Annotated in this window: 19 protein-coding genes; 14 read left to right on the top strand and 5 right to left on the bottom strand. The window is 67.2% G+C overall.

The window, feature by feature from the left end:
* Positions 1-6: 6 nt before the first annotated feature.
* The 3 genes from mobA to LIN44_RS06930 all read right to left on the bottom strand — a co-directional run bounded on the left by mobA (position 7) and on the right by LIN44_RS06930 (position 5,128).
* Complete coding sequence (mobA, locus tag LIN44_RS06920; RefSeq protein ID WP_227314088.1) at positions 7-606, bottom strand: molybdenum cofactor guanylyltransferase MobA; 600 nt, start codon at positions 604-606, stop codon at positions 7-9.
* Positions 607-625: 19 nt separating this feature from the next.
* Positions 626-1,750, bottom strand: coding sequence for a GTP 3',8-cyclase MoaA (moaA, locus tag LIN44_RS06925; RefSeq protein WP_227314089.1), 1,125 nt, complete (start codon positions 1,748-1,750; stop codon positions 626-628).
* 225 nt (positions 1,751-1,975) lie between these two features.
* Positions 1,976-5,128, bottom strand: coding sequence for an Rne/Rng family ribonuclease (locus tag LIN44_RS06930; RefSeq protein ID WP_227314090.1), 3,153 nt, complete (start codon positions 5,126-5,128; stop codon positions 1,976-1,978).
* Between the two features lie 794 nt (positions 5,129-5,922).
* On the opposite strand from LIN44_RS06930, the gene LIN44_RS06935 reads away from it, so the two are divergent.
* Genes LIN44_RS06935 through LIN44_RS06950 form a run of 4 tightly spaced genes read left to right on the top strand, consistent with a single transcriptional unit; the run spans position 5,923 to position 9,216 of the window.
* Positions 5,923-6,924, top strand: a complete 1,002-nt coding sequence (locus LIN44_RS06935) for an RluA family pseudouridine synthase (RefSeq protein WP_227314353.1) — start codon at positions 5,923-5,925, stop codon at positions 6,922-6,924.
* 30 nt (positions 6,925-6,954) lie between these two features.
* Positions 6,955-7,614 carry an HAD-IA family hydrolase gene (locus tag LIN44_RS06940; RefSeq protein ID WP_227314091.1) on the top strand — a complete coding sequence of 220 codons (660 nt, stop codon included), beginning with the start codon at positions 6,955-6,957 and terminating at the stop codon, positions 7,612-7,614.
* A complete protein-coding gene (locus LIN44_RS06945; protein WP_227314092.1) occupies positions 7,607-8,005 on the top strand; it encodes a Rieske 2Fe-2S domain-containing protein in 399 nt (132 codons plus the stop codon). Before LIN44_RS06940 ends, LIN44_RS06945 begins: the two co-directional genes overlap by 8 nt.
* Before the next feature lie 23 nt (positions 8,006-8,028).
* Complete coding sequence (locus tag LIN44_RS06950) at positions 8,029-9,216, top strand: S49 family peptidase (RefSeq protein WP_227314093.1); 1,188 nt, start codon at positions 8,029-8,031, stop codon at positions 9,214-9,216.
* A gap of 82 nt (positions 9,217-9,298) precedes the next feature.
* Here LIN44_RS06950 and LIN44_RS06955 read toward each other — a convergent pair whose 3' ends face one another.
* Entirely contained in the window at positions 9,299-10,030 is a 732-nt protein-coding gene (locus LIN44_RS06955) for an SAM-dependent methyltransferase (protein WP_227314094.1), read from the bottom strand.
* 25 nt (positions 10,031-10,055) lie between these two features.
* Positions 10,056-10,655 (bottom strand): Maf-like protein, encoded by a 600-nt coding sequence (locus LIN44_RS06960; RefSeq protein WP_227314095.1) that lies wholly within the window; start codon positions 10,653-10,655, stop codon positions 10,056-10,058.
* Between the two features lie 194 nt (positions 10,656-10,849).
* Here LIN44_RS06960 and LIN44_RS06965 point away from each other — a divergent pair, with 194 nt between their 5' ends.
* The 10 genes from LIN44_RS06965 (at position 10,850) to rpoE (ending at position 18,861) form a co-directional block, all read left to right on the top strand.
* Positions 10,850-11,440, top strand: coding sequence for a DUF177 domain-containing protein (locus LIN44_RS06965; RefSeq protein WP_227314096.1), 591 nt, complete (start codon positions 10,850-10,852; stop codon positions 11,438-11,440).
* A gap of 119 nt (positions 11,441-11,559) precedes the next feature.
* Positions 11,560-11,739: a 50S ribosomal protein L32 gene (gene rpmF, locus LIN44_RS06970; RefSeq protein ID WP_010814675.1), complete on the top strand. Its 180-nt coding sequence runs from the start codon at positions 11,560-11,562 to the stop codon at positions 11,737-11,739.
* A 165-nt stretch (positions 11,740-11,904) separates the two neighbouring features.
* Positions 11,905-12,984: a phosphate acyltransferase PlsX gene (gene plsX / locus LIN44_RS06975; RefSeq protein WP_227314097.1), complete on the top strand. Its 1,080-nt coding sequence runs from the start codon at positions 11,905-11,907 to the stop codon at positions 12,982-12,984.
* 52 nt (positions 12,985-13,036) lie between these two features.
* Entirely contained in the window at positions 13,037-14,017 is a 981-nt protein-coding gene (locus LIN44_RS06980; RefSeq protein ID WP_092309621.1) for a beta-ketoacyl-ACP synthase III, read from the top strand.
* 83 nt (positions 14,018-14,100) lie between these two features.
* Entirely contained in the window at positions 14,101-15,030 is a 930-nt protein-coding gene (gene fabD / locus LIN44_RS06985) for an ACP S-malonyltransferase (protein WP_227314098.1), read from the top strand.
* A gap of 16 nt (positions 15,031-15,046) precedes the next feature.
* Positions 15,047-15,796 carry a 3-oxoacyl-ACP reductase FabG gene (fabG, locus tag LIN44_RS06990; RefSeq protein WP_092309615.1) on the top strand — a complete coding sequence of 250 codons (750 nt, stop codon included), beginning with the start codon at positions 15,047-15,049 and terminating at the stop codon, positions 15,794-15,796.
* Positions 15,797-15,965: 169 nt separating this feature from the next.
* Entirely contained in the window at positions 15,966-16,205 is a 240-nt protein-coding gene (gene acpP, locus LIN44_RS06995) for an acyl carrier protein (protein ID WP_008644813.1), read from the top strand.
* A gap of 190 nt (positions 16,206-16,395) precedes the next feature.
* On the top strand, positions 16,396-17,628 hold the full coding sequence (gene fabF, locus LIN44_RS07000; RefSeq protein ID WP_227314099.1) for a beta-ketoacyl-ACP synthase II: 1,233 nt from the start codon (positions 16,396-16,398) through the stop codon (positions 17,626-17,628).
* Entirely contained in the window at positions 17,609-18,205 is a 597-nt protein-coding gene (locus tag LIN44_RS07005) for a hypothetical protein (RefSeq protein ID WP_227314100.1), read from the top strand. Before fabF ends, LIN44_RS07005 begins: the two co-directional genes overlap by 20 nt.
* 56 nt (positions 18,206-18,261) lie before the next feature.
* Positions 18,262-18,861, top strand: a complete 600-nt coding sequence (rpoE, locus tag LIN44_RS07010) for an RNA polymerase sigma factor RpoE (RefSeq protein WP_012353313.1) — start codon at positions 18,262-18,264, stop codon at positions 18,859-18,861.
* The last annotated feature ends 10 nt before the right edge of the window (positions 18,862-18,871 follow it).

Consider the following 18,871-nt stretch of genomic DNA (forward strand, 5'->3'; position numbering starts at 1 on the left):
AGGGATTCAGCGCGCTTCGTGCGCGCGCAGTTCGTCCAGGGTGTTGATATTGGCAAAGGCCGCGGCGTCGTCGAACAGCACCTCGGCCAACTTGTGCGCGGCGGCCCAGGTCTCGATCTTGCGGCCGCCGCCGGAAAGATAAGCCACCAGGCTGTCGAGCGCACTGACCGGCATCAGGCAGAACACCGGCTGGGTCTGGCGGCGGCCGTCCTGGTCCAGCGTGACCGGAATCGCCAGCTCGGCGCCTTCGGCCTCGATCGCCTGCGCCAGGCGCGCCACCAGGTCGGTCGGCAGGAACGGCGAATCGCACGGCGCCGTCACCATCCAGGGCGTCGCGCATTGCTCCAGGCCGGCCAGCATGCCGGCGAGCGGACCGGCGAAGTCGGGCACGCTGTCGGTGTAGACCGGCACGCCGAAGGACTCATAGGCGGCCAGGTTGCGGTTGGCGTTGATCATCAGCCCGCCCACCTGGGGCGTCAGCCGCATCATCGTGTGCATGGCCATCGGCGTGCCGTGCAGCGGCTGCAGCCCCTTGTCGGTGCCGCCCATGCGGCTGCCCCTGCCGCCTGCGAGGATCAGGCCGGTGATGTCGTCGCGTGCAATCATGGATGGTTGTGCGGCGGCTTCAGCCGCCGATATAGGACATCTCGATCTTGCGCTCGGCGCGCTTGGCGCGCACTGCCGGGTCGCTGCGCTGCTCGGAATAGTTGTCGGTGCGGCCCTGCCAGACCTGCGCGATCGCGTTGGAGATTTCCAGGTCGCTGTAGCCGCCGCGCAGCAACGCGCGCAGGTCGAAACCCTCGGTGGCGAACAGGCACAGGTAGAGCCGGCCTTCGGTGGACAGCCGGATGCGGCTGCAGTCGCCGCAGAAGGCGTGGGTGACGCTGGAGATCACACCGATCTCGCCGGCGCCGTCGCGGTAGCGCCAGCGTTCGGCGGTTTCGCCCGTATAGTTGGCCTGCACCGGTTCGAGCGGGAATTCGGCATCGATGCGCTTCACCACTTCGGCCGACGGCAGCACTTCGTCCATCTGCCAGTGGTTGCTGGCGCCGACGTCCATGAACTCGATGAAGCGCAGGATGATGCCGCTGTGGCGGAAGTGGCGCGCCATCGGCACGATTTCCTGGTCGTTGGTGCCACGCTTGACGACCATGTTGACCTTGATCGGCGCCAGGCCCACGGCCTGCGCGGCCTCGATGCCGCGCAGCACGTCGGCGACGGCGAAGTCGACGTCATTCATGCGGCGGAAGGTGGCATCGTCGATCGCGTCGAGGCTGACGCTGACCCGCGTCAGGCCGGCGTCGCGCAGCGCGCGCGCCTTGCGCGCCAGCAGCGAGGCGTTGGTGGTGAGGGTCAGGTCCAGCGGCTTGCCCGACACGGTTTCGATCTTCGCCAGCATCTCGACCAGATGCTCGATGTTCTTGCGCAACAGCGGCTCGCCGCCGGTCAGGCGGATCTTCTCGACGCCGTGGGCAACGAACAGGCGCGCGGTGCGCTCGATTTCCTCGAAGCTCAACAGCTCGGAATGCGGCAGGAAGGTGTAGTCCTTGTCGAACACTTCCTTCGGCATGCAGTAGACGCAGCGGAAGTTGCAGCGGTCCGTCACCGAGATGCGCAGGTCATGCAGCGGCCGGCCGCGCCGGTCGGACACCAGGCCGGTCGGCGCAATCAGGGTGCCGGGAATGCTGGGCGTCATCGAACGGTAGCGATGGTCGCGCAGGTCGAAAATCGGGATGACGGATTCGGTCATGGCCTGTGGGTGGGCACGGCGTCCGGGGAGCGGCCGGCGGCAAGGCAAAAAAGGCGATGCGACGGGGACGCTCGGGGCCCGGACGCATTCTGCTGCCATTCTAGCCGAGGCGGGGGCGGGGCATCCGCTTCCCCCGGTGATGACGGGGATTCGCCGGGTCCTGCCAATAAAAAAGGGACGGCCAGGCCGTCCCTTCTTGCTTGCGCTGCAGCGCAGCGGCGCCGCTTACTGCTGCGATGCCATCTGCACTTCGCGGCTGCCGGTTTCCACCAGGATCATCGGACCCTGGGGCAGCGGCGGCAGCGGCTTGCGCTCGCGCGGCACGCGCGGGGCCGGCACGATGCGGGCGGCGGCTTCCTGGGCCGAGCGCAGCTTGTCGCTGTCGGTATGGACCCATTGCAGGCCGGCGGTGGCCAGCATCGGCTCGAGGTTTTCGAGCGCAACCGGCGTTGCGGCAGCGACCGGCGCCGGTGCAGGCGCTGGTGCAGGCGCCGGTGCCGGTGCCGGTGCCTGGGCGACAGGCTCGATCACCGCAGCGGTTTCCGCGACCGGCGCCGGCACGGGTGCCGGGGCCGGTGCAGCGGCCGGCACGACCGGTGCAGCGGTCTCGACCGCCGCGCTGACGGCAGGCTCGGCGACGGCTTCGGCAGCAACGGCCTCGGTCACCGCCGCAGCCACCGGAGCGGCGGTTCCGGCGGTTTCGGCAGCTTGCTCCGCCACCGGCTGGGCCGCCGGGATGGCTTCCGCCACCGGAGCCGGCGTCACGTCTGCCGGCACCGCGATGCGGATGGCTTCAACCGGTTCGGCTGCGGCTTGCGCGGCCACGGCCGCTTGCGGCGCGGGCTCGGCCGGCACGCCGGCTTCGGCGCTGGCCGGGGCGAAGCCTTCGGCGGCTGCGCCTTCGCCTTCACCCGCCACGCCTTGCGCCGACTCGTCGCGTTCACGGCGATAGCGGTTGCGGCCACGGCGGTTGCGGCGGCGGCGTTCCTCGCCCTCGGCGGTCTCCGCGGTCTCGGCAGCTTCGGCGCCGTCCGGCAGTTCGACGCGGGCCTGGGTGTCTTCGGTCACCGCCTGGGGCAGCACGCCCAGGGCCTGCGCGGCAGCGATGGCTTCCGGCTGCGGCGCTTCACCGGCTTCGGCTTCGCGCAGTTCGCTGCGCTCGCGCTGGCGTTCGCGCTGGCGCTCGCGGCGTTCCTGGTTGCGGTCGCGGCGGCCTTCCTGGCGTGCCTCGGCGCGTTCGCCCTGGGCGCGCTCGGCCGGAACGGCCTCGGCCTGGCGCGCCACGGCCGGCGTGGCCTGGCCTTCACCCGGCTGGCGCGGCTGGCGGCCCTGGCGTTCGCCGCGGCCTTCGCGCTGCTCGCCACGCTCGCCGGCCTGGCGTTCGCCACGCTCGGCGCGCTCGCCACGTTCACCGCGCTGGCCGCGGCCCTGGCGCTCGCCACGTTCGCCGCGCTCGGTGCGTTCGCCACGCTCGCCGCGCTCGCCGCGCTCGCCGCGTTCAGCGCGCTCGCCACGCTGGCCGCGGCCTTCGCCACGCGGACCGCGCTCACGGCGGCCCTCGGCGCCGCGGGTTTCCGCGGCGGCAGCCGGCTTGGCCGGCTCGACCACCGGCGGGGTCGCCGGGCGGGCACCGAACAGGCCCTTCAGCCAGGCGATAAAGCCGCCGGCTTCCACCGGCTTGGTGGCCGGCACGGGCGGTGCCACCGGAGCGGCTTCCGGGCGCGGGGCGCGCTCGGGGCGCGGCACCGAGACCGGGGCGGGCTGCTCGGGCGTGATGCCCTTGACCGCGGCTTCCTGGCGCGGCTTGGCTTCTTCCTTGCGGCGGCTGCTGTAGCTGGTGTCGGCTTCCAGTTCCTTGGCGGCAGCCTCGGCCATCTTGTAGCTGGCGGTGCTGTCTTCCAGGCGCGGGTCGTCGTGGCGCAGGCGCTCCAGCTTGTAGTGCGGCGTTTCCAGGTGCTTGTTGGGAATCAGCAGCACGTTGACCTTGAAGCGCAGTTCGATCAAGTTGATTTCCTGGCGCTTCTCGTTCAGCAGGAAGGCGGCAACCTCCACCGGCACCTGGCAGTGGATGGCGGCGGTGTTTTCCTTCATCGCCTCTTCCTGGATGATGCGCAGCACCTGCAGGGCGGACGATTCGGTATCGCGGATATGGCCGGTGCCGTTGCAGCGCGGGCAGGTGATGTGCGAGCCCTCCGACAGCGACGGGCGCAGGCGCTGGCGCGACAGCTCCATCAGGCCGAAGCGGCTGATCTTGCCCATCTGCACGCGCGCGCGGTCGTGGCGCAGCGCGTCCTTCAGGCGCGTTTCCACGTCCTTTTGCGCCTTGCCCGACTCCATGTCGATGAAGTCGATCACGATCAGGCCGCCCAGGTCGCGCAGGCGCAGCTGGCGCGCGATCTCGTCGGCGGCCTCGAGGTTGGTGCGCAGCGCGGTTTCCTCGATGTCGGCGCCCTTGGTGGCGCGCGCCGAGTTCACGTCGACCGAGACCAGCGCCTCGGTGTGGTCGATCACGATGGCGCCGCCCGACGGCAGCATCACCATGCGCGAGTAGGCGGATTCGATCTGGTGTTCGATCTGGAAGCGCGAGAACAGCGGTACGTCGTCGCGGTACTTCTTCACGCGGTTCATGTTGTCAGGCATCACCACGCTCATGAAGGCGCGGGCCTGTTCGTAGATCTCGTCGGTGTCGATCAGGATCTCGCCGATGTCCGGCTGGAAGTAGTCGCGGATGGCGCGGATCACCAGGCTGGATTCCAGGTAGATCAGCAGCGGCGCCTTGTTGTCGCCGGCGGCGCCGTCGATGGCCTTCCACAGTTGCAGCAGGTAGTTCAGGTCCCACTGCAGTTCCTCGGCCGAGCGGCCGATGCCGGCGGTGCGGGCGATGATGCTCATGCCTTCCGGCACGGTCAGCTGCGCCATGGTCTCGCGCAGTTCCTGGCGGTCTTCGCCTTCGATGCGGCGCGACACGCCGCCGCCGCGCGGGTTGTTCGGCATCAGCACCAGGTAGCGGCCGGCCAGCGAGATGAAGGTGGTCAGGGCCGCGCCCTTGTTGCCACGCTCTTCCTTCTCGACCTGGACGATCAGCTCCTGGCCTTCATGCAGGGCATCCTGGATGCGTGCGTTGCGCACGTCGATGCCTTCCTTGAAGAAGGCGCGGGCGACTTCCTTGAACGGCAGGAAGCCGTGGCGCTCTTCGCCGTAGTTGACGAAGCAGGCTTCCAGCGAAGGTTCGATGCGGGTGATGACACCCTTGTAGATATTGCCCTTGCGCTGTTCGCGCCCGGCAGTCTCGATGTCGATATCGATCAGTTTCTGACCATCGACGATGGCGACGCGCAATTCCTCCTGTTGCGTCGCGTTGAACAGCATGCGTTTCATCGCAATACCTCACTCCAGTGTCGCGGGTGGCACCGTCTTGGCGGTGTCCGCGGCGATCCATGGAGCACGCGAGGGAGCGAGCGAGGCGCGAGAATTGCCGGAAAGCGCCGCTGCGCAAGACATGCGAGCGGCTGGGCGCGGGTGAAAGAGAGCGATGACGTCGGGGTAACGACCGCAGGGCAGGAGAGCACACCGGAGGCTGCTCTTGCGCAGACATCCGGCGCATTCCCGTGCCGGAGGCGATGCTGGACGCCGGCGCAACCAGCGCCGGCGGCATCGCGGCCGGCCGCGGAAGGCCTAGACGCGTCAAAGAGCAAATTTTTCGGACACGGCATGGTTGCCGTTGCTGCCTGACTTCTCCTGGCGGGCGCACCTACTACTTCTTGGAGTTCTGCGACCGGGCGCCGGTAACTTCCAGTCAGGCGGCAGGTCAACCTGCCGGCCGGCACCGTTTCCCGGTGCGGGCGGGACTTCTCTCACCGAAGCGGATGCCGGCTGCGGCATCCGCCTTTGAATTCTGTTTTACCTGAACACTCAGTTCCCACGTCACCGCCTGCCGTGCCGAAGCCACCTTTGGGCGACTTCCTGCATGCCGGCGGTACCGTGCGTGCTGCTTTTGCTGCCATTTATCCGTCTGGCGCTTGCGGATCACGCAAAGTTGCGGGAGACGGACCGGGTTGGCGGCAACCCCAAGTGTAGAATGCGAAAAATCGAATAAAACTCGAAGATCCATCGCTTACACAGGTCTTGCGCTGCCGGCCACGAGCCGGAACAGCGAGGAAATTATATTGAAAATGAATGAGTTACGCCATCAAATTGAAAAGGCTGCCGAAGCTGCGCCGGCCAGCCCACAGGTGGCGTATGTCACGATTGACGAAGGCTCCGAGGGCCAGCGCATCGACAACTTCCTGTTGAAGGTGGCCAAGGGGGTGCCCAAGAGCCACATTTACCGGGTGCTCCGCTCGGGCGAGGTGCGCGTCAACAAGGGCCGGATCGATGCCACCTATCGTCTTCAGTCGGGCGATGTAGTCCGCATTCCCCCAATGCGCGTGGCGAGCCCGGCCCAGGCCGGCGCGGCTCCGGTGCCCGCCGGCGAATTTCCGGTGTTGTTCGAGGATGCCCACCTGCTGGTCATCAACAAGCCGGCCGGCGTTGCCGTGCACGGCGGCTCGGGGGTCGCGTTCGGGGTGATCGAGCAGCTGCGCCGGTCGCGGCCGCAGGCCAAGTTCCTCGAGCTGGTGCACCGGCTGGACCGCGAGACTTCCGGCATCCTGGTGCTGGCGAAAAAGCGCTCGGCGCTGGTTCACCTGCACGAGCAGATTCGCGCCAATACCATGGACAAGCGTTATTTCGCCTGCGTCGCCGGGGAGTTCGCGAACGCGCGCCAGCACGTGAAGCTGCCGCTATATAAGTACAGCACGCCGGACGGCGAGCGCCGGGTGCGGGTCCAGGCCGACGGGCTGGCCTCGCATACCGTGTTCAACCGGGTCGAGGCCTTCCCGGGGTTCACGCTGCTTGAGGCCGAGCTGAAGACCGGGCGCACGCACCAGATCCGCGTGCACCTGGCGCATTCGGGTTTTCCAATCGTCGGCGACGAAAAATACGGCGATTTCACGCTGAACAAGTCGCTGGCGCGTTCCGGCGCCAGGCCCGGCATCAAGCGCATGTTCCTGCACGCGCACCGGCTGGTGTTTATCCATCCGGCCACCGGCGAGCCGCTGTCGGTGGAGGCGCCCCTGCCCGACGAATGCGTCGGATTCCTGCAACAATTGCGTGAGCTGCACGCCCCGGAGTAGGGCGCTGCCTCAAACGCCACAAGGATTTCCATGGCCAGGCAACAATTTGACCTGATCGTTTTCGACTGGGACGGGACGCTGATGGACTCGACCCCGACCATCGCCAAGTGCATCCAGCTCGCCAGCCGGGACCTGGGCCTGCCGGTGCCGGACGACAGCGCCGCCAGCCACGTGATCGGGCTGGGACTGAAGGACGCGCTGTCGTATGCGGTGCCGACGCTGGATCCCGCCGACTATCCGCGGCTGGCCGAGCGCTACCGCTACCATTTCCTGACCCGCGACGCCGATCTCGTGCTGTTCGACGGCGTGCGCGAAATGCTCGAAACCCTGCGCGCGGAACACTATTTTCTCGGCGTGGCTACCGGCAAGACCCGCGTCGGCCTGCAGCGCGCGCTCGCGGCCAGCGGCCTGACGGCGCTGTTCGACGCCACCCGCTGTGCCGACGAGACCTTCTCCAAGCCGCACCCGGCCATGCTTCATGAGCTGACGCGCGAACTGGGCCAGGAAGTGGAGCGCACGGTGATGATCGGCGACACCACCCATGACCTGCAGATGGCGGCCAACGCCGGCGCCAAGGGTTTGGGGGTCTGTTACGGCGCACACCCCGCCGAGTCGTTGCGCGCGATGGCGCCGGTGCACTGCGCCAGTTCGATCGCAGACCTGACCGAGTGGCTGCTGGCCCATGCCTGACGCGGCCTCCGGCCAGGCGCCGGTGCGGTTGTGCGCCGCCGATGCATTGCAGGAGGGCGGACTCGGCGTGCGCTTCTCGGTCGCGCTCGACCAGCGCGAGATCGGCGCCTTTGTGGTGCGTTTCGACGGCGTTGCCCATGCCTACCTGAACCAGTGCGCGCACGTGCCGATGGAGTTGGACTGGCAGGAGGGCCGGTTCTTCGATGCCTCGGGCCTATACTTGATGTGCGCCACTCATGGCGCGGTGTACGCGCCGGATAGCGGCGAGTGCGTTGGCGGTCCCTGCCGCGGGGCCGCGCTGGCCAAGCTGGAAGTCGAAGAACGCGATGGCCAGGTCTACTGGCTGCCGCGCGGGCCTTACCGCGCGGCCGAGCCTTCGGACGGCGCCTGAATGGATTTCCACGAGCGATTTGCATGACAGAACAACAGAAACCGCCTTCGGCCGAGCCGAATGAACCGGGCCAGCCGGACCAGCGCAAGCCCGCAGCGGACACTGGCCCGGCCGGAGCAGCGCCTGTGCCGGAATCCGAGCGCCTGGTGACCGCGGCGCGTGCCGAATTTCCGCTCGAAGACGAACTCCGCGCCGGCGATGATGCCGCGCGGCGCGAAGCACGCGAGCGCAAGGCGCGCCTGGCCGGCGCCACCGGCAGCGCTCAGGTGGGCGCAGGCTGGGAGCGCGACGTACTGGAAAAAGTGCTCACCGCATCGCTGCGCGAACAGCGCGCGGCGCGGCGCTGGCGCATCTTCTTCCGCCTGGTCACGCTGGGCCTGCTGGCGCTGATCCTGTTCGCGGTGTTCGACTTCAAGGGCGACGGCACCATCAGCGCCTCGGGCCGCCACACCGCGATGGTCACGCTCGAAGGCGAAATCGCCGCCGGCACGCCGGCCAGCGCCGAAGCGATCAATGCCTCGCTGCAGGCGGCCTTTGCCGACAGCAATGCCGCCGGCGTGATCCTGAAGATCAATTCACCCGGCGGCTCGCCGGTGCAGGCAGGCATCATCAACGACGAGATCCACCGCCTGCGCGGCCTCTACCCATCCAAGCCGCTCTATGTGGTGGTCGAGGAAATCTGTGCTTCCGGCGGATATTACGTGGCGGCGGCGGCCGACAAGATTTATGTCGACAAGGCCAGCATCGTCGGCTCGATCGGCGTGCTGATGGACGGCTTCGGCTTTACCGGGCTGATGGACAAGCTGGGCGTGGAGCGCCGGCTTTACACCTCGGGTGCCAACAAGGGCATGCTCGACCCGTTCTCGCCGCAGGTGCCGAAGCAGAAGGCCTTTGCCGAGGCGATGCTCAAGCAGATCCACCAGCAGTTCATCGACGTGGTCAAGGAAGGCCGCGGCGACCGGCTCAAGGACGACCCGGAGCTGTTTTCCGGCCTGTTCTGGTCGGGCGAGCGCAGCGTCGCGCTGGGTCTGGCCGACGGCCTCGGCAGTGCCGAATACGTGGCGCGCGACCTGTTCAAGGCCGAGGACATCGTCGACTACACGGTCAAGGAGAACATCGCCGAACGCGTGGCCAAGCGCTTCGGCGCGGCCGTGGGCACGGCGGCGATGAAGACCATGCTGTGGAGCACCGGCATGCAAGGCATGCGCTGAAGCCTGCCGCGCGCAGCCATGACAAAGGGGGCGCCGGCGCCCCCTTTGTCATTTCCGTTCCGCCTGCGTTGCGCGCTTTCGCCTATATGGCGAGCAGCGAGAAGATCGCCGGGCGCTTGTGCAGCGCGATCCGCTCGGGGCGCCAGTCCGACAGCGGCAGCGTGACGATGGTCTCGCCGGGCAGGGTCAGGTCGACCGCCACGGACAGCAGCGTGGTGCCGGCACAGTGCTGGCGCATGGCGTCCAGCAGCGCGCCGTTGCGGTACGGCGTTTCGATGAAGACCTGGGTCTGGCTGGCCTTGCGCGAGCGCTGTTCCAGTTCGCGCAGCCGCTGCGCGCGCTCGCTGGCATCGACCGGCAGGTAGCCGTTGAAGGCAAAGCTCTGGCCGTTCAGGCCCGAGCCCATCACCGCCAGCAGGATCGAACTGGGTCCCACCAGCGGCCGCACGCGGATGCCGCGCGCATGCGCCAGCCGCACCAGGTCGGCGCCCGGGTCGGCCACTGCCGGTACGCCGGCCTCTGACAGCAGGCCGCCGTCGCGGCCGGCCTGCAGCGGCGCCAGCAGCGCCGCCAGCGCGTCGGCGCGCGTATTGACATTCAGTTCCTGGATCTCGATCTGCTGGATCGGGCGCGCCAGCGGCGTGGTTTCGCCCAGCTTCTTCAGGAAGGCGCGCGCGGTCTTGGCGTTCTCGGCGACAAGGTAGTCCAGTCCGGCCGCGACCTGCTGCACGCCGGCCGGGATTACGTCGGCCAGCGGGTCGGCTTTGTCGCGCTTGCCGAGGGTATTGGGGATCAGGTACAGGGTGCCGCTCATCGTGGGTAGGTGCGGTGGGTGCAGATCATGCGGTAAGGAGAGGGTAGCCGGCCTGGCGCAGCATGCCGGTCAGCGCGATCAGCGGCAGGCCGACCAGCGCGGTGGGATCGTCGGACTCGACCCGCGCCAGCAGCGTGATGCCGAGTCCCTCGGATTTGGCGCTGCCGGCCACGTCGTAGGGGCGCTCCAGCTGCAGGTAGGTCTCGATTTCGGCGTCGCTCAGGTCGCGCAGTGTCACCCGGGTCTGCACGTCGGCCAGCTGTGCGGTCCCCGTGCGGGAATCCAGCAGGCACAGTGCCGAATGGAAGGTGGCGGTGCGCCCGCGCATGCGGCGCAGTTGGGCCACGGCGTTGTCATGCGTGCCCGGCTTGCCCATCTGGGCGCCGTCCAGCGTCAGCACCTGGTCGGAGCCGATCACCAGCGCGCCGGGGTGGCGCGCCGCAATGGCCTCGGCCTTGCGCTGCGACAGCCGCAGCGCCGTGGCCTCGGGTGATTCGCCGGCCAGCGGGGTTTCGTCGATGTCCGGCACCGCGACTTCGAAGGGGATGCGCAGCCGTTCCAGCAGTTCGCGGCGGTAGGGCGAGCCGGAGCCAAGGATCAGCCGGGGGCGGGTGTCTGGAGGCATAAGTAATGGAATCAGGGCTGGAAGCCGTGTGGCTTCCGGAGCAAGGCCTTTGACCTCGGGAAGGTTTACACCGTATAATCGCGCGTTTAGCCGCATCCGCACCCGGGCGCAGTGCCGCCAATGTGCGCGGCCCGCAGTCCGTCAGGCAAGGAATGTGGCGAACCCGTCATTGATTTGCGACAGGAGCCACGCACATGACCCAGCCGATCGACCTGCGCGCGCTTGACCTCTTCGCCATGTGCCGAAAGGGTGAAAGCCTGGCCGGCGACGTGGCGGTGCGGGATTTGCCGCGCATCTTAGCCGAGACCGCCGCGCAAGCGCCAGCCTCGGCACCCGATGAGACCTTCGCCTATACGGCCACCGGCTTCGTGCGCGAAGAGGCGGCCGAGCCCGGCGCCCCGGTGGCGCAGCGGCTGTTCCTCGACGTGACGGTGCAGGGCCGGATGTGGCTGGATTGCCAGCGCTGCCTGGCGCCCTATGCCGAGCCAATCGACACGGCGACGCGTTTCGAGGTGGTGGAAAGCGAGGAAGCGGCCGACGCCGCGCCGATGGACGACGACGAAGTCGACGTGATCGCCGGCTCGAAGCGGTTCTCGCTGCTGGAACTGATTGAAGATGAAGTGCTGCTGGCATTGCCGGTGGCACCCAAGCATGACGTCTGCCCGACCGTGCACGAAAGCCTCGTGACCGGAACGGACGGCGAGGCCCAGCCCGAAGCTGAGCCTGAGGAAGAAAAGCGGCCTTCGCCCTTCGCGGCGCTGGCCGGCCTGAAGACCCGGCACTGAAGCCGCCAGCGCGCGGCCTGCAGGGTCTTGCAGGTGAATCTGAAGCATCCGGCCGGGCCCCGGCTACGCCTTGGGCGGGATGCGTGTGTTAATATTGAAAAATTCTCGAAGGAGTCATCATGGCTGTTCAACAGAACAAGAAGTCGCCGTCCAAGCGCGGCATGCACCGTTCGCACGACCACCTGTCGGCCGCGCCGCTGGCAGTCGAGCCGACCACCGGCGAAACCCACCTGCGCCACCACGTGAGCCCGAACGGCTACTACCGCGGTCGCAAGGTCATCAAGACCAAGAACGACTGATAGCTTCGCTAGGCGTGACGTTGCGTCTCGCTCGCGCATGCCTGTGGGTCGGACAATAATCGGTCAGACACAAAAAAGCGGCAAGATCGTTGCCGCTTTTTTGTTGGGCGCTCGGGATTCCCGCCGGGCGTGGCGTGCGCCGCCGCGCTATCCGTACCAGGAACAATGACGATCAAAATCGCTATCGACTGCATGGGCGGCGATCACGGTGTTTCCGTGACGGTGCCCGCGGCGATCAGTTTTCTTTCCCGCCACGACGATGCCGAGATGGTGCTGGTCGGCTTGCCCGACGCCATCCGGGCGCAGCTGAAGAAGCTGCACGCGCTGGACCATCCGCGCGTCAGCATCGTCGAGGCCACCGAGGTCATCACCATGGATGACCCGGTCGAGGTGGCACTGCGCAAGAAGCGCGACTCCTCGATGCGCGTTGCCGTGACACAAGTCAAGGAAGGCGTGGCCGGCGCCTGCATCTCCGCCGGCAACACCGGCGCGCTGATGGCGGTATCGCGCTATGTGCTGAAGACGCTCGAGGGCATCGAGCGTCCGGCCATCGCCACCACCATTCCCAACGAACAGGGCTGGGGCACCACGGTGCTGGACCTGGGCGCCAATGCCGACTGCGAGCCCGAGCACCTGCTGCAGTTCGCGCGCATGGCCGAGGCCATGGTGGCCGTGGTCGATCACAAGGAACACCCCACGGTGGGCCTGCTGAACATCGGCGAGGAAGTCATCAAGGGCAACGAGGTGGTCAAGCGCGCCGGCGAACTGCTGCGCGCCTCGGAGCTGAACTTCTACGGCAACGTGGAGGGCAACGACATCTTCAAGGGCACCACCGACATCGTGGTCTGCGACGGCTTCGTCGGCAATGTGGCGCTCAAGAGCACCGAGGGCCTGGCCAAGATGATCGGCAGCATGATCAAGGAAGAATTCACCCGCTCGTGGTTCACCAAGCTGCTGGCGGCGGTTGCCATGCCGGTGCTGTCGCGCCTGGCCAAGCGGCTCGACCCGGCGCGCTACAACGGCGCGTCGCTGCTGGGCCTGCGCGGGCTGGTGATCAAGAGTCACGGCTCGGCCGATGCCCATTCTTTTGAGTGGGCTATCAAACGCGGGTATGATGCCGCCAAGAATGGCGTGATCGCCCGCATCACCCGGGCCTTTGCCGATAAATCCAGCGCCGCAGGCGGTGCCCAGCCCGCCCCGGAGACAGAGGCGCCTGGCGCGCATCCCAGCCCCCACGTCGCCTGAGCGCCACGCGCGCCGGTCGAGGATGCCGGCGGGCCATACGATCCGACAATACATGACCAAGTACGCAAAAATCATCGGTACCGGGAGCTACCTGCCTCCGCGGCGCGTGACCAACCATGACCTGGCCGCGCAGCTTGCCGAGAAAGGCATCGAGACCAGCGACGAGTGGATCGTCTCGCGCAGCGGCATCTCGGCGCGCCACTGGGCCGAGCCCGATGTGACCAGCAGCACGCTGGCGGTCAAGGCTGCCGAGCAGGCCATCGAGGCCGCCGGCATCGACCGCCAGGACATCGACCTGATCATCGTCGCCACCTCGACGCCGGACTTCGTGTTTCCCAGCACCGCCTGCATCGTGCAGGAAAAGCTGGGCATCACCAATCATTGCCCGGCGTTCGACCTGCAGGCAGTGTGCTCGGGCTTTGTGTATGCGCTGGCCACGGCCGACAAATTCATCCGCAGCGGCTCGCACCGCAATGTGCTGGTGATCGGCACCGAAGTGTTCTCGCGCATCCTCGACTTCAACGACCGCACCACCTGCGTGCTGTTCGGCGATGGCGCCGGCGCGGTGGTGCTGTCGGCGTCCGACGAGCCGGGCATCCTGTCCAGCGCCATGCACTCGGACGGCAGCCATGTCGACATCCTGTGCGTGCCGGGCAACGTCGCCGGCGGCAACATCACCGGCAACCCGTTCCTGCACATGGATGGCCAGGCGGTGTTCAAGCTCGCCGTCAACGTGCTCGACAAGGTGGCGCGCGAAGCCATGGAAGCCGCGAGCGTGTCGCCGGACCAGGTCGACTGGCTGATTCCGCACCAGGCCAATATCCGCATCATGCAGGGCACGGCGAAGAAGCTGGGCCTGCCGGCCGAGCGCATGGTCGCCACCGTGCACGAGCATGGCAACACCTCGGCCGCGTCGATCCCGCTGGCGCTGGACGTCGCCGTGCGCGACGGCCGCATCCGCCCGGGCCACACCGTGCTGATGGAAGGCGTGGGCGGCGGCTTCACCTGGGGTGCGGTGCTGCTGCGCATGTGATACGCGGCCGGCGCCAGGGCGTGCCGCGCAGGCACGATCCGGCGCGGCGCCGGCTCCCGATTTCTTGTTAGGGTTTCCATCCGATGAAATTCGCTTTCGTATTTCCCGGCCAGGGTTCGCAGTCGGTCGGCATGCTCAATGCCTTCGCCGACAACGCCGTGGTGCGCGCCACCGTCGAAGAAGCCTCGGCCGCGCTCGGCCAGGATCTCGGCCGCCTGATCGCCGAAGGCCCTGCCGAAGAACTGAACCTGACCACCAATACGCAGCCGGTGATGCTGACCGCCGCCGTGGCGATCTACCGCGCCTGGCTCGAGGCCGGCGGCCCGGCGCCGGCGCTGGTCGCCGGCCACAGCCTCGGCGAGTACTCCGCGCTGGTGGCTGCGGGCGTGATTCCGTTTGCCGACGCGGTACCGCTGGTGCGTTTCCGCGCCCAGGCCATGCAGGAAGCCGTGCCGGTGGGCGAGGGCGGCATGGCTGCGATCCTCGGCCTGTCGGACGACGACGTGCGTGCCGCGTGCGCCGAAGCATCGGCCGCCGGCGTGGTCGAGGCAGTCAACTTCAACGCGCCATCGCAGGTGGTGATCGCCGGCCACAAGGGCGCGGTCGAGAAGGCCTGCGAAATCGCCAAGGCCAAGGGCGCCAAGCGCGCGCTGCCGCTGCCGGTGTCGGCGCCGTTCCACTCGTCGCTGCTGAAGCCGGCTTCGGACCGCCTGCGCGAGCGCATGGCCGGCCTGGCGTTTTCGGCGCCGTCGATCCCGCTGGTGAACAACGTCGACGTCGCCATCGTCAACGATCCGGAAGCGATCAAGGATGCGCTGGTGCGCCAGGCCGCCGCGCCGGTGCGCTGGGTCGAATGCGTGCAGAAGATGGCCGCCGAAGGCATCACCCACGTGATCGAATGCGGTCCGGGCAAGGTGCTGGCCGGCATGACCAAGCGCATCGACGGCAACCTGAGCGGCGGCGCGATTTTCGATCCGGCCTCGCTGCAGGACACGCTGGCATTGCTGAAGTAAGCAACAGGACAACCGCATGACCAAACTTCTCGACAATCAGGTTGCGCTGGTCACCGGCGCCTCGCGCGGCATCGGCCGCGCCATCGCGCTCGAACTGGCGCGCCAGGGCGCGACCGTGATCGGCACCGCTACCAGCGAAGCCGGCGCGGCCGGCATCACCGACTACCTCGGCGCCGAAGGCCTGAAGGGCAAGGGCGCCGTGCTCAACGTCAACGACGCCGCTGCCTGCGACGCGCTCATCGACGAGATCGTCAAGAGCCACGGCGGCATCGGCGTGCTGGTCAACAATGCCGGCATCACGCAGGACCAGCTGGCGATGCGCATGAAGGACGAGGACTGGCTGGCCGTGATCCAGACCAACCTGACTTCCGTGTTCCGCCTGTCGCGCGCGGTACTGCGCCCGATGATGAAGGCCCGCCAGGGCCGCATCATCAATATCACTTCGGTGGTGGGCTCGGTCGGCAATCCCGGCCAGATGAACTACTCCGCGGCCAAGGCAGGCGTGGCCGGCATGACCCGCTCGCTGGCCGCCGAGATCGGCAGCCGCAACGTGACCGTCAACTGCGTCGCGCCGGGCTTTATCGACACCGACATGACCAAGGCGCTGTCCGAAGAGCAGCATGCTTCGCTCAAGACCCAGATCCCGCTGGGCCGCCTGGGGCAGCCCGAGGATATCGCCAATGCGGTCGCCTTCCTGGCCGGTCCGCAAGCCGCCTACATCACTGGCACCACCCTGCATGTGAACGGCGGGATGTACATGAATTGATGGTTTTCCGGCGGTGTTTTTCGGCAAAGAAGCCGGAAGAAGCTGCCGGAAGTCGTAGTTTTCCGAACCAATCGGGCGCGATTCTTGCAAAGCTTGGCAGGCAGCATTTCTGTTGTCCCAAACCTGCTAAAATGCGCCCACTTTTTGTCGAACTTCCCTGGAGGGTTACATGGACAATATCGAACAACGCGTCAAGAAAATCGTGGCAGAACAGCTTGGCGTGGCCGAGGCAGACATCAAGAACGAATCGTCGTTCGTGAACGATCTCGGTGCGGACTCGCTGGACACGGTTGAACTCGTGATGGCGTTGGAAGATGAATTCGGCATGGAAATTCCTGATGAGGAAGCCGAAAAGATCACGACCGTGCAACAGGCTATCGACTACGCCACCGCGCACGTCAAGGCCTAAGCCCGTCGTCTCTGCATTCCGAGCCACAGAAGGCAGGTGGGCGGGCCGTTGCGGCCGCGCCTCGCTGTTTTCTGTGGCTTTCGTCTGTTCGAAGAAGCAGAATGGAATGAGCTTCGCCGCGCCGCCCGCTGGGCCGGCGGCGGGCAACTCCGCATTCCGTTCCCGTTTCACGCACCCGTAGGAAAACATAGTGAGCCGTCGTCGCGTCGTCGTCACTGGGCTTGGCCTTGTGTCTCCGGTCGGAAACACGGTTGCCGAAGGCTGGGCCAACCTGGTAGCCGGCAAGTCCGGCATCGCCACCATCACCAAATTCGATCACTCCGCGCTGTCCGTGCACTTCGCCGGCGAGGTCAAGGGTTTCAATGCCGAGGACTACATCCCGGCCAAGGAAGCCCGCAATATGGATACGTTTATCCATTACGGCATCGCGGCCGGGACCCAGGCGCTGAAAGACAGCGGCCTGGAAGTGACCGAAGCCAATGCCGAGCGCATCGGCGTGCTGGTCGGCTCGGGCATCGGCGGCCTGCCGATGATCGAAGATACCCATGCCGTGCTGAGCGAGCGCGGTCCGCGCCGGATCTCGCCGTTCTTCGTGCCCGGTTCGATCATCAACATGATCGCTGGCCACCTGTCGATCATTCACGGCATCAAGGGCCCGAACCTGGCCGCCGTGACCGCGTGCACCACCGGCCTGCACAGCATTGGCCTGGCCGCGCGCCTGATCCAGGCCGGCGATGCCGACGCCATGCTGGCGGGCGGTGCCGAATCGACCGTGTCGCCGCTGGGCATCGGCGGTTTCGCCGCCGCGCGCGCGCTGTCGACGCGCAACGACGACCCGGCAGCGGCTTCGCGTCCGTGGGACAAGGACCGTGACGGCTTCGTGCTGGGCGAGGGCGCGGGCGTGATGATGCTGGAAGAGTACGAGTCGGCCAAGGCGCGCGGCGCCCGCATCTATGCCGAGCTGATCGGCTTCGGCATGAGCGGCGACGCCTACCACATGACCGCGCCGAACATGGACGGCCCGCGCCGCTGCATGGTCAATGCGCTCAAGGATGCCGGCATCAACACCGACCAGGTGCACTACCTGAACGCGCACGGCACCTCGACGCCGCTGGGCGACAAGAACGAGTCCGATGCGATCAAGGCTGCATTCGCCGACCAGGCCTACAAGATGGTGGTGAACTCGACCAAGTCGATGACCGGCCATCTGCTGGGTGGCGCCGGCGGCCTGGAATCGGTCTTCACCGTGCTGGCGCTGCACCACCAGGTCTCGCCGCCGACGATCAACCTCGACAACCAGGACCCCGAGTGCGACCTGGACTACGTGGCCAACACGGCGCGCGAGATGAAGATCGAGGTGGCGGTGAAGAACAACTTCGGTTTCGGCGGCACCAACGGCACGCTTGTTTTCCGCCGCGCCTGATCCGTGGTTGAGGCGGGCCCTCACTGGGCTGCGCCATGGCAGGGTCCACCCGCCGGGGTGGGCCCTGTTCGTGTTTTGCGCCGGCGAATTGCTGGCGCTCGCGCTGCTGGCGCGGACGCTGGCCGATGCCATCGCCGGCAGCCAGGCCGGATTCCTGTGGTGGCACCTTGCCGCGGGCGTGGGCCTCGCAGTGGCCGCCGTGGCGACACTGCGCGCGTGGCCGGCATGGTGGCGCGGCTTGCGCTGGGTCTGTACGGCCGTGCAGGACGCCGACGCCGAAGGACCCCTGCGCATCTGGCTGGAAGCGCCCGGCGGTGCGCGGCGCGAGGCCGTCGTGCGGCAGTGCTGGCAGATCGGAGGCGCCACGGTGGTGTGCCTCGCCCCCGGTGACGCCACCATGCCCGGCGTCATTCTTCTCCCCTGGCAGGCGGCCGGCCCCGAGCTGGCGCGGTGGCTGCAACGGTCCGCGCGAGTTGCACTGCGGGTGCAACCTGATGCCCGGAAAGGGAACGATTTTGTTAGCTTGCGGTCACAGGATGCGCGTTGCTTCACCGGGCGGGCTGAGAATCGTAGGTAAAATACAACGTTTGTCGTGACGACCAAACCAAGAGATACACTGCAGGTGAGCCATACGTGAGCGAACGCGAAGCCGATCAGCTCCTAGTTGAACGCGTCCAGCAGGGCGACAAGCGGGCCTTTGAACTTCTGGTGACCAAATACCATCGGAAGATCATTCGCCTGATTTCGCGCCTGGTCAGGGATCCCGCCGAAGTCGAGGATGTGGCGCAGGATGCCTTCATCAAGGCATACCGCGCCTTGCCCCAGTTCCGCGGCGAGTCGGCCTTCTACACGTGGCTGTACCGGATTGCCGTCAACACCGCCAAGAACTACCTGGCCACCCAGGGCCGCCGCCCGGAAGCGTCCAGCGATATCGATGCGGAAGAGGCTGAAACTTTTGCGGACGGTGAACAACTAAGGGATATCAATACGCCGGAGTCGATGCTCCACACGCGGCAAGTCGCCGAGACGGTGAACCGCGCGATGGAAGCACTTCCGGAAGAATTGCGGACCGCCATCACGCTGCGCGAGATCGAGGGCCTCAGCTACGAGGAAATCGCCGAAGCGATGGGATGCCCGATCGGCACGGTGCGCTCGCGGATCTTCCGGGCGCGCGAGGCGATTGCCGAAAGATTGCGCCCGCTGCTGGGAACGGCAGAGGGCAAGCGGTGGTAAGTGGCGGTCC

Origin of the sequence: Cupriavidus sp. MP-37, from assembly GCF_020618415.1 — a bacterium.
Lineage (GTDB): Bacteria > Pseudomonadota > Gammaproteobacteria > Burkholderiales > Burkholderiaceae > Cupriavidus.

What these genes read in the sequence shown, in the direction of transcription:
- mobA (WP_227314088.1), bottom strand. Translation starts at nt 606, where the DNA reads ATGATTGCACGCGACGACATCACCGGCCTGATCCTCGCAGGCGGCAGG.
- moaA (WP_227314089.1), bottom strand. Translation starts at nt 1,750, where the DNA reads ATGACCGAATCCGTCATCCCGATTTTCGACCTGCGCGACCATCGCTAC.
- LIN44_RS06930 (WP_227314090.1), bottom strand. Translation starts at nt 5,128, where the DNA reads ATGAAACGCATGCTGTTCAACGCGACGCAACAGGAGGAATTGCGCGTC.
- LIN44_RS06935 (WP_227314353.1), top strand. Translation starts at nt 5,923, where the DNA reads ATGAATGAGTTACGCCATCAAATTGAAAAGGCTGCCGAAGCTGCGCCG.
- LIN44_RS06940 (WP_227314091.1), top strand. Translation starts at nt 6,955, where the DNA reads ATGGCCAGGCAACAATTTGACCTGATCGTTTTCGACTGGGACGGGACG.
- LIN44_RS06945 (WP_227314092.1), top strand. Translation starts at nt 7,607, where the DNA reads ATGCCTGACGCGGCCTCCGGCCAGGCGCCGGTGCGGTTGTGCGCCGCC.
- LIN44_RS06950 (WP_227314093.1), top strand. Translation starts at nt 8,029, where the DNA reads ATGACAGAACAACAGAAACCGCCTTCGGCCGAGCCGAATGAACCGGGC.
- LIN44_RS06955 (WP_227314094.1), bottom strand. Translation starts at nt 10,030, where the DNA reads ATGAGCGGCACCCTGTACCTGATCCCCAATACCCTCGGCAAGCGCGAC.
- LIN44_RS06960 (WP_227314095.1), bottom strand. Translation starts at nt 10,655, where the DNA reads ATGCCTCCAGACACCCGCCCCCGGCTGATCCTTGGCTCCGGCTCGCCC.
- LIN44_RS06965 (WP_227314096.1), top strand. Translation starts at nt 10,850, where the DNA reads ATGACCCAGCCGATCGACCTGCGCGCGCTTGACCTCTTCGCCATGTGC.
- rpmF (WP_010814675.1), top strand. Translation starts at nt 11,560, where the DNA reads ATGGCTGTTCAACAGAACAAGAAGTCGCCGTCCAAGCGCGGCATGCAC.
- plsX (WP_227314097.1), top strand. Translation starts at nt 11,905, where the DNA reads ATGACGATCAAAATCGCTATCGACTGCATGGGCGGCGATCACGGTGTT.
- LIN44_RS06980 (WP_092309621.1), top strand. Translation starts at nt 13,037, where the DNA reads ATGACCAAGTACGCAAAAATCATCGGTACCGGGAGCTACCTGCCTCCG.
- fabD (WP_227314098.1), top strand. Translation starts at nt 14,101, where the DNA reads ATGAAATTCGCTTTCGTATTTCCCGGCCAGGGTTCGCAGTCGGTCGGC.
- fabG (WP_092309615.1), top strand. Translation starts at nt 15,047, where the DNA reads ATGACCAAACTTCTCGACAATCAGGTTGCGCTGGTCACCGGCGCCTCG.
- acpP (WP_008644813.1), top strand. Translation starts at nt 15,966, where the DNA reads ATGGACAATATCGAACAACGCGTCAAGAAAATCGTGGCAGAACAGCTT.